13 protein-coding genes are annotated in these 16,261 nt (G+C 62.1%); 3 read left to right on the plus strand and 10 right to left on the minus strand.

The annotated features are described in order from the left end of the window. Nucleotides 1–322 precede the first annotated feature (322 nt). The 9 genes from H7841_02975 to H7841_03015 form a co-directional block, all read right to left on the minus strand. Nucleotides 323–766: a hypothetical protein gene (locus tag H7841_02975; protein ID MEO5335844.1), complete on the minus strand. Its 444-nt coding sequence runs from the start codon at nt 764–766 to the stop codon at nt 323–325. A gap of 47 nt (nt 767–813) precedes the next feature. Next, nucleotides 814–1,383 carry a hypothetical protein gene (locus H7841_02980; protein ID MEO5335845.1) on the minus strand — a complete coding sequence of 190 codons (570 nt, stop codon included), beginning with the start codon at nt 1,381–1,383 and terminating at the stop codon, nt 814–816. A 239-nt stretch (nt 1,384–1,622) separates the two neighbouring features. Further along, nucleotides 1,623–1,868, minus strand: coding sequence for a hypothetical protein (locus H7841_02985; protein MEO5335846.1), 246 nt, complete (start codon nt 1,866–1,868; stop codon nt 1,623–1,625). A gap of 91 nt (nt 1,869–1,959) precedes the next feature. Next, on the minus strand, nt 1,960–2,346 hold the full coding sequence (locus H7841_02990; protein MEO5335847.1) for a hypothetical protein: 387 nt from the start codon (nt 2,344–2,346) through the stop codon (nt 1,960–1,962). A 180-nt stretch (nt 2,347–2,526) separates the two neighbouring features. Beyond that, complete coding sequence (locus H7841_02995; protein ID MEO5335848.1) at nt 2,527–3,264, minus strand: molecular chaperone TorD family protein; 738 nt, start codon at nt 3,262–3,264, stop codon at nt 2,527–2,529. After that, the gene (locus H7841_03000; GenBank protein MEO5335849.1) at nt 3,257–3,946 is read right to left on the minus strand and encodes a cytochrome c family protein; all 690 of its coding nucleotides are present in this window, start codon (nt 3,944–3,946) and stop codon (nt 3,257–3,259) included. The genes H7841_02995 and H7841_03000 overlap by 8 nt, the downstream gene beginning before the upstream one ends. Nucleotides 3,947–4,014: 68 nt before the next feature. Next, entirely contained in the window at nt 4,015–5,019 is a 1,005-nt protein-coding gene (locus tag H7841_03005) for a respiratory nitrate reductase subunit beta (protein ID MEO5335850.1), read from the minus strand. Between the two features lie 65 nt (nt 5,020–5,084). Next, nucleotides 5,085–7,886 (minus strand): molybdopterin-dependent oxidoreductase, encoded by a 2,802-nt coding sequence (locus H7841_03010; protein ID MEO5335851.1) that lies wholly within the window; start codon nt 7,884–7,886, stop codon nt 5,085–5,087. A 248-nt stretch (nt 7,887–8,134) separates the two neighbouring features. Next, nucleotides 8,135–10,003, minus strand: coding sequence for a HAMP domain-containing histidine kinase (locus tag H7841_03015; protein MEO5335852.1), 1,869 nt, complete (start codon nt 10,001–10,003; stop codon nt 8,135–8,137). A 209-nt stretch (nt 10,004–10,212) separates the two neighbouring features. On the opposite strand from H7841_03015, the gene H7841_03020 reads away from it, so the two are divergent. The 3 genes from H7841_03020 (at nt 10,213) to H7841_03030 (ending at nt 15,466) form a co-directional block, all read left to right on the plus strand. After that, nucleotides 10,213–11,610 carry a sigma-54 dependent transcriptional regulator gene (locus H7841_03020; protein ID MEO5335853.1) on the plus strand — a complete coding sequence of 466 codons (1,398 nt, stop codon included), beginning with the start codon at nt 10,213–10,215 and terminating at the stop codon, nt 11,608–11,610. A 63-nt stretch (nt 11,611–11,673) separates the two neighbouring features. Then, the gene (locus H7841_03025) at nt 11,674–14,469 is read left to right on the plus strand and encodes a molybdopterin-dependent oxidoreductase (GenBank protein MEO5335854.1); all 2,796 of its coding nucleotides are present in this window, start codon (nt 11,674–11,676) and stop codon (nt 14,467–14,469) included. A gap of 10 nt (nt 14,470–14,479) precedes the next feature. After that, nucleotides 14,480–15,466, plus strand: coding sequence for a 4Fe-4S binding protein (locus tag H7841_03030; protein MEO5335855.1), 987 nt, complete (start codon nt 14,480–14,482; stop codon nt 15,464–15,466). Between the two features lie 135 nt (nt 15,467–15,601). Here H7841_03030 and H7841_03035 read toward each other — a convergent pair whose 3' ends face one another. Further along, on the minus strand, nt 15,602–16,168 hold the full coding sequence (locus tag H7841_03035) for a hypothetical protein (GenBank protein MEO5335856.1): 567 nt from the start codon (nt 16,166–16,168) through the stop codon (nt 15,602–15,604). Nucleotides 16,169–16,261: the final 93 nt, after the last annotated feature.

The raw sequence follows: 16,261 nt of genomic DNA on the forward strand, positions 1-16,261 counted from the left end.
CCACGAAACCCCCACCTGAAACCCCGCCACCCCGGAATGTAGTGCTAACAAACCCGTGCCACTCCGTAACAGTCTGTTACAGAACAGCTTTTTCTCGGGCACTGTTCAAGTTGGGTCAGACATTTACGGATTCCTTTGATGGAGAAAGAGAAGAAGCCGCTTCGTGCTGCGGCTATTGCGATGTCACTTCAGCAAATCGGCGTGACATAGCCGAGAACAAATACTATATAATCACATAATATTATAGATCAATTACCAGACTATATCCGAAATCATCTATGCGTAAACAGTTTATTGTTAATCGTATTAAATTCATATTCAGTCACGCGCTATTTATCCTTGCGTACGACACAACACACTCAGTGATATGAATAACAAAAAAAGCGATAATTATCAAATATATCCATATGGCGCCATCAACCATATACATAACCATCTCCATGGCGATGCTTGAGACCAAGAACGAGCTTAGCATTGTACCACAGATCAGTGATATTGACAGTATTATTGCTGTTGCAACTCTAGCTTTTACCAGGAACTGACTCAACAGCAAGCCAGCATTGGAAATAATAACAATTATAGCGGCACCACTCGCAATCCAGATCGGCAGAGGGGTTGATAATTCCTCTGAAAGATCATAGTAAGGCGTCGCCATCGCTTCCAGCATGATAAAATGAAGCACTGCCGCTGCGATTGCCAACACAAAACGCCATATTTTGTGATGTAAGCTTATCTGCATTTTGTTGACGTTGCTTCCCGTGTTCATTGCCGGCTATCACCTTTGCGTTGGTTACTCCAAGACTGATGCCCCTCTCAGCCCTCGCCACGAATTGTCGCTCGCGCGGGCTTGGTGAAGGTCTTGACGTGCTTGTCGCCCTCGAAAAGCTGGAGGGTCACTTCGCCCGGATATTCGTCCGGATGGGTGTCGCACTTGGCTTTGAACCACAACCGCCCGAGGAGGTCGGCAAAAGCCGGCTTGATGTTGGAATTCTCTCGAATGGCTTCCGGCGAAGGCAGGTATTTGCAGGGATGGGCCACGGAATCGAGAATTCTTTCCAGGCGCTCTGGTTCCCTAAGTAGGTAGGCCGCCCCTTCCAGGCTGACGCAATCCCCGGACAGCGAAGGGCGGCATTGGGTGTATTCGTTGCCGATCTGAATACAATCCCAATAAGGAGCTATCTTTCCTGAATACTGGATAGTCGGACTTAGGCAGGTTGGATGGTCGAAGCCGGGGCGTTGTTTTGCTCGCAATATATCGTACCCTTCTTCCGGAATGCGAAGCCCGGAAGCGATATCCCCCGCAATGGAATGGGCGTAGAAGGGAGGGGGGCCGAGGGCGCATCCCATCAGGCCCAATACCCCCACCAGTACCGCCGCCGCCATCGTTCCCTTCGCCATGCGAACCTCGTTCCATGAGGGTAGCCGGCCATCACCATACCCCGGTGAGAGGCGGCTGGGAACTTGGGGTTCGGGGGGGGCACCATAACGCCAAGGACGCACCTCGGGTGACCACCGCTCGGTACGCTAGTCCATAGAAAGTATATTGTCAATATAATCCTAGCGAGGCGACAAATCAACGCCGCCATACCGCCCCGGAGGGCGGAAGCGGCGATCCCGGCGGATCAGAAGTGGCTCTTGGCCTTGGCGGAGGCGGTCTGGGTGGTGCGGCAGACCATGCCGGCGCTGGACAGGCGGCAAGGAACGACCTCGCCGGTCCAGGTATCCAAGCGCCAAGCCGTGGTGTCGTTGGCCCGCACGATCTGGAACCGGCCGGCACTGCCGTCCTCGGTAACGCTCCAGGCGGCCACGACCACTCCCATCAGGAGCGAGGCCAAAACCAGGGCGGTGCCCATTTGAAACCGTGTCATGATACCTTCTCTTTCCCCCTCGTCGGCGGCCTTCTCCCGCCTCGCTCCTGTCGCACCCTAGAAGCCGATTGCGACCGAAATGTGGCACAATCTACTTTGGGCATTCCGGCGCCATTTTGACGGCCGACGCCTTCTCCTGCTCCATGAAGAAGGCGACCAGGGACTTGAATATCCCGATCACCCTCTCGAAGAAGGCCAGTTCCTCCGCTTGGCGGGTCTTGCGGTCCGCCTCCTTCTCCGCCTTGTAGTCCTGGTAGGAGGTCTTGCCGCGGGCCACCGCCGTTTCGGTGGAACCGCAGACCATCCCCGCTTCCTCGAAACGGCAAGCGACGATCTCGCCGGTCTTGGTATCGAGCCTCCAGGCCGTCGTCTCGGTGGCCTTCATGATCTGGTAGCGGCCGACCCCCACCTCGTTCGCCTCGACCGACGCGCCCCAAACACACAACGCCAGCGTCAGCGCCACCCCGTACCGTTTCATGACTTCTCCTTCAGTCGGCGGGCGGCACTCCCCGGCCGCCGTCGAGGACGGAGCATTGCCGCCAAATGAGCCCACTTTATGGCAAGGCCTGTCGATAGCCAATCAAGTTGACCGGTCCTTGGAAGGCCGCATAAATCGACGGGGCGCAGGAATCCGCAGGACCATCTCTCGACCGCCGTATCAGGCGGCCAATTGCCGCGCCGCCTCGTCCATGGCTTCGCCGTCACGGACGACGAAGGCGGCAGCGATATATGCCAAGGCGCGGAAGAAGGGTGGCAGGTCCCGCGCCGTGACGGCATCGTTGAACTTGGGCAGCCATACCGCCAGATGCCGCTGGAGAAAGTCGCGCTGGGCCAACACGTAAGGTTCGACACGCAAGGGCGCGGGACTTTCCGTCATCCCCTCCGGGCCCGTCGCTTCGGGCCGCCCGGAGGCCTGCGCCTGCTTGGCGGCCAGGAACTGCATGATCTCCAGTTCGGCCGTCAGCTTGTCCTCGAGTTCATGGAGGTGGGGTGCCACCGCCAGGCCGAAATTGTCATAGAAGGCCTTCAACTCCAGCAGAAGATCCGATTTCGCCAGTCCCGGAATGTAGCTGGCCTGATAGAGCGAGACGCTAGGTAGCGGCGCATCGGTTTCGAATGCCCGGAGGTAGGCCGCCTCGAACTCCTCGAAGGAAAGGTCGGGCCGCAGGGCCGCCACCGCTTCGGCCTCGACCGTCGCCCCCGCACAGACGGCAAGGGCGGCTTCCATCTCCTCGGCGAACGCACCATTGGCGATACTGGCGAAAAGTCTCCGATCCGGATAGCCGAAACCCAAGGCCAGCAGCGCATAGACCGAGGTGCGAGCGAAAGCGATTTCCGAATCCATGACGTTCCCGTCCCTTGTCCCGTGGGTCATTCCCGAGAAGACCTTACTCATCGTCCAGACCCTTCGCGGTCCGCTGCATATCGGCCCTGATTTCGGGGACCGGCTCGCCTTTGAACACCCCTCCCAGCTTGAAATGGGCGTGGACTCCCTTCGGAACCTTCACGGCCTTGGCGAAGTCGAAATGATACTTGGAATCGAGGGCTGGAGTGAACGGGGAAAACGGAGCCCGGGCGCCCGGCGATCCGTGGTGGTTGAGGTGGCATCTCGCGCAGGCCTGCTCGTAATCGAAGTTCTGGCCCGCTCCGACCAACCGCTTCCGGTCGCTCGTCTCGCCCGAACGTTTGAGCCGGTTTTCCGCGTCGCCGTGTTCGAGACGGTACAGGCTGCCGGCGCCATGACAGGACTCGCACCCGACTCCTTCCAAATTCTTGTTCCCCACACCTGGCGCATAACCGCCCGGCTGGCCGTAACCGGTGACATGGCAGGCCAAGCAGTCCTTATCCTGGGTATAGTCCTTGGCCGGGTCCAGCTTTGCCTTGCCCTTTGCCTCGGCCTTCTGGCCCGGCCGCAGGGACTCGAGAGCCTTGGCGTGAGCGGTCTTCTTCCATTCCTCGCCCTGGCGGTCATGGCACTTGATGCAAACTCTCGCCCCCTCGAAGGACGCGGGCTCCGCCTTACCCGTAAGCGGAGCCAACATCAAGAGTGCCGCGACCGCAATAACAGATGCCCTCATCTTCCTTCCTCCCGCATCTCAAGAATTGGAAATCACGGTGGGGCACGGGACCGAACCCCGGCGCCGGATCAGGTGAGGGGAGAGATCATCATGTCGGCGCTCCGCATTCCGATCAGGGCATCCATCACCTCGGATGGCTTGCCCGCCATCTTCTTGGCCCGCTCTTCCTTCAGCATCTTCAGGACTTCGACGACGCCGGGGCCGAAAAGCTCCTGCAGGTAGGCGGTCGGCAGCTTTGGATCGGGGCCGGAGTTGCCCTGAGCATCCTCCATGGCCGGTCCCAGGATGGGCGGGACATAATAGACGTTGGGCCCGGTTCCGAACTCCGGATGGAGAGGCAGTGCCACCTTCCAGAGCTGGGTCAGCTTGTGGACCGAACTGGCCGCGTCGCCGATGAATCCGACGTGCATCGCTCGACCGGCACATTGGGCGACGCAGGCCGAGGCGACGCCCTTCTCGATGCGCGGATAGCAGCCGATGCACTTGTTGGCCTTCTGGCTGGCATTATTGAAATAGGGCTTGGCGTAGGGGCAGGACTCGATGCAGTTCTGCGCCCCCTTGCAGAGATCGATGTTGATGACGACGATGCCGTCGTCCTCGCGCTTGTAGATGGCATCGTTGGGGCAGGCCTCCAGGCAAGCCGGCTTGGCGCAGTGATTGCACATGCGCGGCAGATACATGTAGGCGTTATTGGGATAGGTTCCGACACCCAAGTCCTCGTCCCAGTTCGGAGCCCAACGGGGAGTCGGGCTTGGGTTGGCGCGGGCGCGGGTGCCCTCGAACAAACGGCCTTCGTAGTCGAACTCGAAAGGCACCCCATATTCGCCCAGGGTCGGGCGCTTGCCCTTCTGCAACTCGCCCCCTTTGTAGCCGCCGCCCTTGACCCGCCAGTTCCGGGGATATCCCTGGCCCGGTGCCGTCTCGACGTTGCGCCAGTACATGAAGGCCTGGCCCGGATGGGTGGTCCAGAGCTTCTTGCAAGCCACCGTGCAAGTCTGGCAGCCGATGCACTTGTTGAGGTCCACCACGAATGCCAGTTGCCGCTTGGGGGCCTTCATCATTTCCTTGGCCATGATTATCATTCCTTCCGAGGGGCCGGCGGGCCGGCTGGGGGCCCGAGCGGCCGTTCATCCGTCGATCACATGTTGCCGGGAATGGCGCCGGTATAGCGCTTGACCTCCACCAGCACATCGCGCTGGGTTCCGCCGGGGCCATAGTAGTTGGGCCGGAAGAACAGGTGTCCATACTTGCCGGCGAGGGACGCCGGGTTGATGCGGACCGGCAAGACGCTTTGCGAACTGCCCTCGATGAGGTCCATGTACAACTCAGGCGTATGCCACATGGTGACGCGGCCGGACTGCTCGCCGTGGCGGATCTTGACCCGGCAGATGACCCGGCCGTGATCGTTCCAGATCTCCACCCAGTCGTTGTCCTTGATGCCGCGCGCCAGCGCGTCGGAAGGCGCCAATTCGGCCGATGGCCCGCCACGCTGCAGGCGCAGCATCAGGATGTTGTCCTTCCAGGTGGAATGAATCCCGTAGCGGCTATGCGGCGTGTTGAAGCGCAGGGGATATTTCTCGGCATCCACCGGCGCCTTGTAGACCGGAAGTTCAACGCCCATCGCCAGGAAGAAGGGATGGTCGATGTAGAACTGCTGGCGCCCGGTGAGGGTCGGCCAGGGCTTCTTATCGACGATGTAGTTCTGGAACGGTGTGTAGGGTACTCCCTCCTTCATCGGCGACGTCCAGTTGGACTTGAAGCGTTGCGGTCCCTTTTCGCGGATCATGTCGAGGGTGATGCCCTTCGACTGCGGGGCATTGTCGAGCATGAACTGCGCGACATCCTCCTCCTTTTCGAACTTGCCGCCTTCCACCAACTGGTCGTAAAGGGTGGTCAGGTCGCGGGCCCACTTGAACTGATCGTCGAAGAACTTGGTGAAGTTCTTCTTGGCGGCGGACGACTCGACCTTCCTGGCCAGCATCTTGAAGATTTCCCAGTCGGTCCTGGACTCCCACAGGGGCGGGATGGCCGGCTCCGTCATGTTGACGAAGGTATGCTCCATGGTGATGTTGAGGTCGGTCTTTTCGTACCAGTGGGCGGCCGGCAGGACGACATCGGAATAGAGCGCCGTCGAGTCCATGCGGAAGTTGATGTCGACGATCAACTCCATCTTCGGCCACATGTTGCGGAGCACGTACTTCTGCCCCTTGGCCTGATTGAGGTAGTTGCCGCGATAGACGATGAACACCTTGGGGTCGCGGCCGTCACGGGGATAGATGGGCATCTGGCCGGTCGCCAGACTTTCCTTGAGGAACTTGGCGGTATCGATGCCGACGTTCTCCATGCCGTCGTAGACCTCGCCGTGCACGTAGGTCCAGATGGTGGTCTGGCAGAAGCGGTGCTTGGCAGGGGACTGCGGGAAGGAAACCGCCGCGATACCGGGCAACATGACCGGCTTCCACTGGCCGATATAATGCTGCACGCCGCCGCCATTGCGCCCTTCGTTGGCGGTGAGCGCCATCAGCAGATGGAAGATGCGCAGCAGGACGTCGCTGTAGTACCAGTGGTTGGTGCCGGCACCGGAGATGATCATCGCCGGCTTGGCGCTGGCGAACTCGTGCGCCAGCTTGGTGATGACCGCTGCCGGCACGCCGGTGATGGCGGCCGCCTTTTCCGGTGTGTTGTCACGCAGAATGATCGACTTGTAGAGTTCGAAGACCGGCTTGACCTCGACGACCTGCCCATTCTTCAGGGTAACCTTGAAGGTGCCTTCCAGGGCCGGGTCGATATCGCCCAGTTCAAGGTAGCCTTTGGGGAAGGTCAGCGTGTTGCGGCCGAGGAAGGCAGGCTGCACGGGAGGCTTGGTTTCCGGCTCCTCGCCCCAACAGCCCTTCATTGCCACCGGATTCTTGGTCTTGACGTCCCAGGCGTAGAACTTGGCCGAAGAGCCGTTGGCGACCATGTCGGATTCTCGTAGGAACAGCTTGTTGTCGGAGCGCACCAGGAACGGCAGGTCGGTCTGTTCCTTCAGGTTGTGCGCGTCGAACAGCTTCTCCTTGATGATTACATTCGCCAGCGCCAGCGCCAGAGCGCCATCGGTGCCCGGCTTGGGATGGACCCAGAGGTCGGCCTTGGCGGCCGACGAGTTGTAGTCGGGCGTGACACAGACGACCTTGGAGCCGTTGAGCGCCGCCTCGGTAATGAAGTGGGCATCCGGAATCCGGGTCTGGGTCGGGTTGGCGCCCCAAAGGATGATGTACTTGGCGTTGTACCAGTCGGCACATTCGCAGGAATCGCCTTGAGTCCCCGTGGTCTGGGTCTGGCCGGTGGGATGGTCGCCGTACCAGTCGAAGAAGGTGTGGGTGTGGGCCCCGATCAGATGGGCGAAACGATGCCCCGCGGCGAAGGATACCGGAGCCACCGCCGGAACCGGCGTAAAGACGCTGATGCAATCCGGCGCCTCGTCCTTGATGGTGTCGACGATCTTGTCGGCGATCATCTCCAGGGCTTCGTCCCAGGAAGCACGGCGCCATTTGCCTTGGCCCCGCTCGCCGACCCGGATCAGGGGATACTTGATCCGGTGGGGGCCATAGACGTAGTCGATGGCGCATTCTCCCTTGTTGCAGCCGCGCGGATTGTATTCCGGAACGCCGTTGAGCGCCGGCATGTCCTTCGACTGCTCCTCGCGCAGGATGACGCCGTCCTTCGAATAGACGTAATGGGGACAGGCGCCGGTACAGTTGATCAGGTGGGCCCCTCGAGTCTTCCGTTCCCATGACCATTGGGCCCGGTGGAAATTCTCCCACCCCTTGTAATCGTGCTGCATCATCGGATCCTTGGTCTGCGCCAGCGTTCGCAGTGCGAACGAGCTGCTGACCGCGAGCCCCAACGAGGTGGCGCCCGCCGTCCTCAGGAATTGGCGCCGCGACGACCTATCCATGCCCGTCCTCCTGTTCCGCGATGACATCCCACGACGGCCCTTCCCGCTTCGGCCGGAAGCAGCCCTTGGAATTCCGGGACAAGAAGCGCAACGAGCATGCCAAGGCAGAGGCGGGACCCGATTCCCGCCAAAAGCCACACGAATCCTATGGTCTTCGGGCGATCCGGAAATGGCGAGAGGAAGCTGCCGCTTCATCGTCCCGTTCAAATCGTCTCGAAAATTGAACGGATCATTCAGAGGCACGGGCCTCAGGCTTTCCAGTCCGGGGGCGTGAGCGGCAGCACCAGGCGAGCCTCGGTCCCCCCCCCTCTTCCGGGAGCCAGGGCCACTTGGCCTCCGTGGGCCCGGACGATGCGCTGGACGATCGCGAGCCCTAGCCCCGTCCCCTTGGAGCGTGTGGTGAAGAAGGGCTCGAAGATGCGATCCACGATGTCGGGGGCCAAGCCTTCGCCGTTATCCGCCACGAGGATTTCCACGGCGGGCGTGGAGTCGTAGAGGGTGGAATGGGCTTTTACCGAAAGGGTCCCCCCTTCCGGCGAGGCCTGGATGGCGTTGCCGATCAGGTTCTGGAGCGCGCGTATCAGCTTGGTGCGATCCCCAAGGAGAGTGGGCAGCTTGGCGGCGGGTATGCCATCGCCGTTGACGAGACGAATCGATTTCCGGGCGATTTCGGGCGACATCGAAACCGTGGCGGTCTTGATGGCGTCACCCACATCCATCCAGTCGAGATGCAATTCGTCGGGTTGGGCGAAGGCCAGCATGTCGTCCAGCACGCTCTCCATGTAGGCGACCTGGTTCAGGGCGATTTCGCAGTTTTCCCGGCCATCGATTTCCCTCCCCCCTTCGTCGAGCATCTGGAGGTTCATCTTGACCGAGGAAAGAGCGTTGCGGACATCGTGCGCGATCATGGTGGCCATGCGCCCGAGTGCCGCATGTTCCTCGTTCTTCGCTGAGACACGAAGTGCATCCAGCATGCGATGCATGACTTCCGCCAGCCGGCCAATCTCGTCGCCGGGCAACTGCGGAAAGGTTACATCGCGCTGGCCCTCGGCGATCCGGGCGGCCACCCGCGTCAAAGCCGCCACGGGGCGTGTCAGAAAGGCGGTCGCCAGAGCCAGCGTCAATGCCAGGAGTGCACCGACGCCCAAGCTCAGCCCGAAAAGCTGGCTGCGGAAAGTCATCACCTCCGTCTCGATGTCGGCCAGCGACCCGAGCGCTCCGACCACCAAGTGACGGAGGCCGTTTGGACTCATCGGGTCGCCCGCCACCACTCGCTGAAGCGCCAACCCGACGTGAATATCGGAAAACTCCCAATGAAAACGAGGATCGTGTTGCGCCAACCATCCGGTCCAGCTTTTCCCAAGGCCGTATTCGTCGGGAAGGCTTTCCGACTTCGTTCCCGCCGGCCGCGCCTCGGAAAAAGTCAAGTAGCGCCCAGTGCCGTCGGTCACGAAGAACCGTATGTCACCGAGACCGGCGATGCCGGAAAGGAAGACGTCGAGATCGACGGTAACCAGCAAGACCGAGCGCATCGCCCGTTCGGGCAACCGGGTTCCCGCCTGGACGATCTGCACGGCCGGGACATCGGCCTGCCGTGTTCCATTGAACCGCTGGACCGTGGAAACGTGCACATTGCCCGGCCATAGCGGCAGCACATCGCCAAAGGACGGATATGCCTTCTCGAAATTCGGATTGTTTTGGGCGTCTTCGACCAGTGCCGCTCCCTCGCGCCGCACGCGGAGAACCCGGCTTCGCGGATCTCCCTCCTGAAGCAAAGCCACCTCTTGGAAGGACGGCCGCTTTTCCATGATCATGCGGAACTGGCGAAATACCGCCACAGCCTCTTCCGACTCCTGGCTGGTGCCGTAGACGTCGGCCTTCGGATCGGCCCAGCGCTGGACCGAATCCTGGTTGGCCAGAAGCGCAACATCATCGCGCAGCATGTCCATACGGCCTTGCAGGACTTGCGCGCCGCGGGCGACGCTTTCGGCCAGACGTCGCCGTTCCAAGTCACGGAGGGCCTCGGTTCCCATCCCCAACGTCGTCACGACGATGATCGCCACCGCCAGGCTTGCGGCGAGAAAGGAAAAGGCGAAAATTTTCTTGGCGATGCTCACCCGTGCCTGCCCCTCGCGGTTTCGTCTCCCCCATTCCCAACCGCCTCGCTTGGCTGGATTATTGCATTGTTTTCCGCCAAGTGCGACGGCAGTCCGTCGTCGGGGATTGGCCTTGACGCCATGAGACGGGCAGAGCAAGAATTGTTCCAGTATGCCGTCGATCCGGATGTCCATCTTCTAGGGAGGCCGCTGCCGTAGCGGCGACGGTGTTGACACATATCCTGATCATCGATGACGACGTCGCCATCTGCCGGACGCTGGACTTCCACCTGAAGCGCCAGGGCTTCGCCGTTTCCTTCGCCCATTCGGCGGAGGACGGGCTTCCCCTGGCGGTCGGCGCAAAGGTGGACGCGGTCATCTCGGACATTCGGCTTCCCGGCCGCGACGGGCTGATGCTGTTGCACGACATCAAGGAGCACCGGCCGACCTTGCCGGTGATCATGATGACCGCCTTCCACGATTTGGATACCACCGTGGCGGCCATGCAGGGAGGCGCGGTCGACTACGTTCCCAAGCCCATCGACTTGGACGAACTGGACGCTGCGCTCGAACGCGTGCTCGCCCGGGACTGCCTCGGTTCGGGCTCCGACCTCGTCCTGGGCATTCCCAATGGCGGACGGTTCCAGATGATCGGGGCGTCCTTCGCCATGAAGGAGGTGTTCAAGCGCATAGCTCTGGTCGCCCAGAGTCGTGTGACCGTTCTCGTTCTCGGCGAGTCCGGGACCGGTAAGGAACTGGTGGCCCGCGCCATCCACGAGGCCAGCGCGGAGCGCCAAAATCCCTTCGTCGCCATCAACTGCGCGGCCCTGGTCGAAACCCTGTTGGAAAGCGAGATGTTCGGACACGAACGCGGTGCGTTCACCGGAGCCGTCAGTGCGCACAAGGGCAAGGTCGAGCAGGTGGGAGAAGGGACGCTTTTCCTGGATGAAATTGCCGAGCTCTCACCGAGGCTGCAAGGGAAGTTGTTGCGTATTCTCGAAGAGCGGGAGTATTCGCCGGTCGGCAGCCGCGTCGTGAAACGAAGTAATGCCCGGTTCATTGCTGCCACGAACGTCCATCTTCAGGAACGGGTTGCCGAAGGAGCATTCCGCGAGGACCTGTTCTATCGGCTGAACGTCGCCACCATCGATCTACCGCCGTTGCGCGCCCGACGCGGCGACTTGGCTCCCCTGGTGGAATGCCTGCTGCGCAAGATTAATCGCGACCTCCGGCGGAACATCCGGCGGGTTTCGGCGGAAGCAATGGTGCGCCTCGCCGCCTACGATTGGCCGGGCAACGTCCGCGAACTCGAGAACGTCCTGATGAAGGCCGTGATCATGGAGCACGGTGACGTCCTGACGGAAAGCTCCCTGCCCGCCGAAGTCCACCGGACCGTGTCGCAAGGAACTCATGGCATCGCCGAATCCGGGGGGGAAAGGCATCTTCAGTCTCTTCGCCAACTCGAGCGCGAGCACATCGAGATGGTTCTGGCCCAAACCGGTTGGCACAAGGGGCGGACTTGCGAGATTCTCGGGATCTCACGCCCACGCCTGGAGCGGCGAATCCGCGAGTTCGACTTGGCCCCGCCGCCCCGGAAGCAGAAGGCCTCTCCGGAACCGTTTCACTGAACGTTTCGTTCAACAACTCTACAGGACGATTGAACGATACGTTTAATCTTGGACGGAAAATTGATGGACGAAGTTTCGCGACGACGGTTCCTCCAGGCGGCCGGAGCGGCAACGCTGGCGGCAGCGGGCGCCGGTGGTCTCTCTCTGCGTACCCTGGCCGCCGTCCGCAACCCGGGCGGGACGGACTATCCCGGCTGGCAGCAGCAATTGCGGGACCGCTTCGGTTTCGACCGGCGTGCCCGCGTTGCCCACTTGGTGAACTGCACGGGGGCTTGCCCCCATTTCGTCTACGTCAAGGACGGCGTGGTGGTGCGTTCCGAGCAATCCGCGGACCTGCCGGCTTTTCCGGGATTGCCCGACATGAATCCGCGAGGCTGCGCCAAGGGACCTTGCGGCGTCGACTACCTCTATGGCCCCCAGCGCCTGAAATATCCGCTGATCCGGGTAGGCGAGCGGGGCCAGGGCAAGTGGCGCCGGGCCAGTTGGGACGAGGCGCTGGAATTGATCGCCGAGAAAACCGTCCAAGCCATGGTTCACCACGGCCCCGACACGACGAGCGTCTTCTGCCCAGGTCCCGCGGTAGCGCCGGTCGCCTTCGCCGCCGGCCATCGGTTCGCTCACCTGATCGGCGCCCACGCCCACACCTATTTCGACTGGTACGGCGACCATCCGACGGGCCAGACCCAAACCCTGGGCGTGCAATGCGACACCGCGGAGACCGCCGACTGGTACAATGCCCGGATGCTCGTCTTTTGGGGATCGAACCCGGTCGAAACCCGGATTCCCGATGCCCATTTCATGACCGAGGCCGCTCTCAACGGGACCCGCGTGGTGACGATTACGCCGGACTACAATGGAACGTCCAGCAAGTCGCATCTCTGGCTTCATCCCCATCCAGGCACCGACGTAGCCCTGGCCCTGGGCATGGCCCAAGTCATTCTCCGCGACAACCTGTACGACGCCGCCTCCCTGCGGGAGCAGACGGACATGCCGTTCCTGGTGCGCGAGGATACGCGCACATTCCTGCGTGAGGCCGACATGGTCGACGGTGGCGCGCCCGGACGCTTCTACGCCTGGGACCGGCGCACGGACGCCTTGGCGGTCATGAAGGGATCGTGGGCCGATCCGGCGCCGCCTTCGGCCGGAAGTCCCTTCCTGGGGCGCGACACCCGGGGTTTCCCAGACGGGACCCTCGCCCTCGGGGATATCGACCCGGCACTTGAGGGACGCTTCCGGGTAACGCTCAAGGACGGCCGGAAAATCGAGGTCCGGCCGGTCTTCGATCGCTACAAGGTCCAGTTGATGTCCTCATACACGCCGGAAAAGGCGGAGCGCCTCTGCGGCGTCCCGGCCGCCACCATCGTCCGGCTGGCTCGCGACTACGCCACCACCCGGCCAGCCATGATCGTCACCGGTGCTGGCGTGGCCCACTGGTTTCATGGCGATGTCCTCTTGCGGACGCTGCATTTCCTCGCGGCCTTGACCGGCAGCGTCGGAGTTCCGGGCGGCGGCGTCAATCACTACACCGGACAATGGAAGTCCGTCCTGCTGACGGGATTGAACGAACTCGCCTTTCCCACCGGCCGGGATCGTCAGCGGTTCTGCCAGACGACGATTTGGACCTATGTCCATGGCGAGGTCCGGGACGGCTTGGCCCGTATCGGCCGCGACCCGGAGCAGCATTTGCGGCAAAGTTTGGCCACCGGACAAATGCCGCTCTATCCGAGGAAGGGTCGGCGGCCTCGGGTCTTCATCGTCTATCGCGGCAATTTCCTCAACCAAGCCAAGGGCCAGCAATACGTTCTCAAGAACCTCTGGCCCAAACTGGACTTGGTGGTCGACATCAACATCCGCATGGATACCACCGCTCTGTACTCGGATGTGGTCCTTCCGGCCGCCCACTGGTACGAAAAGACCGATCTCAACATGACCGAGGAGCATGGCTTCCTGATCGCTTCCGAGCCGGCAATCGCGCCTCTATGGGAGGCCAAGAGCGAATGGGACATCTTCCGCCTTCTGTCCGCCAAGGTAAGCGAGGTGGCGCGACGGCATGGCGTGGAACGTCTGCTTGACGACGAGTTCGATTGGAATCGGGATCTAGGCCGCCTGGAGGAATCGTTCACCGACGGCGGGCGCCTTGCCGCCTGCGGTCAGGCTGCCCAGTTTCTTCTCGATCACGCCAGTCGAGCCGAGGGCGTCGCCCCCCGGCCCCTGGCGGATGTCTGTTCGAGCCGCCCGCAACGCCTGCCCGGGGCTTTCACGTCGCCGGTCAATGGGCAGGAGCCCTACGTTCCCTTCCAGTACTTCACCCGTCACAAGAAGCCGTGGCCGACCTTGACGGGGCGGCAACAATTCTACCTGGATCACCCCGTCTTTCTGGAAGCCGGGCTGGAGCTTCCGGTCTACCGGCCGCCTCTGGAGGCCGACCCCTATCCCCTGCGTTTCAACACGCCTCACGGGCGCCTGTCGGTACACTCGACCTTCCGCGACAACCCGCAGATGCTGCGCCTGGGCCGGGGCGGTCCGGTGGCGATCGTTTCGCCCCAGGACGCGGCCAGGCGGGGTCTGTCCGACAACGACTGGGCTGAGATTCATAACGACCATGGCCGCATCGTCTGCCGGATCAAAACGCGGTCGGGCGAACCGGCGGGACGGGTGACCATGGTGCATGCTCCGGAGATGTACATGGATTTGATCGAAGGGGGATCGCAGAGCGTCTGTCCGGTGCGTCTCAATCCGACCCAGTTGGTCGGCGATTACGGGCACTTGGTGTTTCGCCCCAATTATTACGGTCCCAGCGGCAACCAACGCGACGTCCGCGTCGAGATTCGCCGCTACACCGGCCCGATCCCCGCATAGGACGGCCGACATGACTCCCGTCTCCCGCCAGATCGCCTTTGTCGTCGACCTCAACAAATGTTTGGGCTGCCAGGCTTGCACCATGGCCTGCAAGCGCCTCTGGACCAGCGACCGGGGCCAGGACCTCATGTACTGGTGCAACGTCGAGACGGCGCCCGGCGAAGGCTATCCCCGCCGATGGGCCGAGCGGGGCGGCGGTTTCCGCGACGGACTTCCTGTCCGTGGCCATGCCCCGGCAGTCGAAGACTACGGCGTGGCCTATCAGTTCGACTACCAGGCCCGCTTGTTCGAAGGCCAACGCCAGCGTATCCGCCCCCAGCCCCTCGGCGAGTGGTCGGCCAACTGGGACGAGGATCAGGGGCGGGGGGACTATCCGAATTCCTACTTCTTCTACCTTCCGCGCATGTGCAACCATTGCACCCGCCCCGCCTGCGCCGAGGCCTGCCCCCGGGACGCCATCTCCAAGCGGCCGGAAGACGGCTTGGTGGTAATCGATCCCGACCGTTGCGACGGCGATGGACGCTGCGTGGCGGCCTGTCCCTACGGCAAGGTCTTCCTGAACCCCCTGACGCGGGTGGCGGGCAAGTGCTTAGGCTGCTTCCCGTTGCTGGAGCGAGGCCGGGCACCGGCCTGCGCCGCGCAGTGCAGCGGCCGGGCCATCCATGTCGGCCGGCTCGGCGATGCGCTGTCGTCGGTCCATCAACTGGTCTTCAGCTGGAAGGTCGCCTTGCCCCTGCGGCCCGATTTCGGCACCCGTCCCAACGTTTTCTACGTGCCCCCGTTCCTGGGCCCCGAGATGGAAGGCCCCAACGGCGCGGCGAACGCGTCGCCGAGAATACCCGAGAGCTATCTGGTCGAGCAGTTCGGACCGGCGGCGAGAACGGCGCTGGCGACCTTGCGGGCCGAACAGGCGAAGCGCCAACGCGGCGAGGCCTCCCGCCTCATGGAATTGCTGATCGCCCACCGGGCGGCCGACCTGCTCGGCACCATCGCCTGAAAGTCCGATGGCCTCCGATGCCGACCGAGCCATCGGGAACCTGGAGTACAACCAGGGCCATTCCCCGGAATTTGGCGTCTTCGCTTTCACGACGCCAAGCTACGATGAAAGGGATCATCCCAAGGTCATAGCCGATCACCCCGTCACCGCCTCCTTGAGGCGGTTGAGGAAGGCGAGCGGACCCTTGGATTGGGATTTGACCTTGGGAATGAAGCGGGCGATCACGTCCTCGACCGCACGGCCCTCGATTTCCAGGTCTCCGGCGCTTTCCCGGGCATAGAGCAGATCGGCCAGGGGTAGGATCGCTTGGCGATAGCGTTCGTCGGCGAAGACGTCCTGGGTGCGGGATTCCAGGCGGAAGAAGATGTCTTCGTGGTCTTCCTCCTCGTAGATGCCGCCCAGGATGCGGGTGATCTCGTCGATGCGCGGGATGTCGCCCGTGCAGCAGGCGGTGGCACCGCAAACGATTTCCTCGGCGATCTGGCCGCCGAACAGCTCCATCACCCGCATTTCCAGGATCTCGCAGAAAGATCCCCAGTTGTTGCCGAGAAAGGCCTTCTCGGTCACCGTCTCGCAGGGTCTAGGGAGCATGCGGATGTGAATGATGCGCTGTCCCAGGGCCCAGGCCATGAGCGCGTGGCCCGATTCGTAGATGGACAGGCGGTATAGGGGGTCGCTGCACTTGTCGACCATGTCGGTCATGACGTCGTCCCTCCGAACGTGACGTTCAATTGAGCCTTTGTTCTTGTTATCGCGGCCCATCCCCCTTGTGCGACGCCAAGCGAGGCTAGTCGA

The sequence above is a fragment of the Magnetospirillum sp. WYHS-4 genome, assembly GCA_039908345.1.
In the GTDB taxonomy this organism is placed as follows: Bacteria; Pseudomonadota; Alphaproteobacteria; order Rhodospirillales; family GLO-3; genus JAMOBD01.

Coding starts and splice junctions, on each gene's coding strand:
- H7841_02975 (MEO5335844.1), bottom strand. CDS start 766: ATGAACACGGGAAGCAACGTCAACAAAATGCAGATAAGCTTACATCAC.
- H7841_02980 (MEO5335845.1), bottom strand. CDS start 1,383: ATGGCGGCGGCGGTACTGGTGGGGGTATTGGGCCTGATGGGATGCGCC.
- H7841_02985 (MEO5335846.1), bottom strand. CDS start 1,868: ATGACACGGTTTCAAATGGGCACCGCCCTGGTTTTGGCCTCGCTCCTG.
- H7841_02990 (MEO5335847.1), bottom strand. CDS start 2,346: ATGAAACGGTACGGGGTGGCGCTGACGCTGGCGTTGTGTGTTTGGGGC.
- H7841_02995 (MEO5335848.1), bottom strand. CDS start 3,264: ATGAGTAAGGTCTTCTCGGGAATGACCCACGGGACAAGGGACGGGAAC.
- H7841_03000 (MEO5335849.1), bottom strand. CDS start 3,946: ATGAGGGCATCTGTTATTGCGGTCGCGGCACTCTTGATGTTGGCTCCG.
- H7841_03005 (MEO5335850.1), bottom strand. CDS start 5,019: ATGGCCAAGGAAATGATGAAGGCCCCCAAGCGGCAACTGGCATTCGTG.
- H7841_03010 (MEO5335851.1), bottom strand. CDS start 7,886: ATGGATAGGTCGTCGCGGCGCCAATTCCTGAGGACGGCGGGCGCCACC.
- H7841_03025 (MEO5335854.1), top strand. CDS start 11,674: ATGGACGAAGTTTCGCGACGACGGTTCCTCCAGGCGGCCGGAGCGGCA.
- H7841_03030 (MEO5335855.1), top strand. CDS start 14,480: ATGACTCCCGTCTCCCGCCAGATCGCCTTTGTCGTCGACCTCAACAAA.
- H7841_03035 (MEO5335856.1), bottom strand. CDS start 16,168: ATGACCGACATGGTCGACAAGTGCAGCGACCCCCTATACCGCCTGTCC.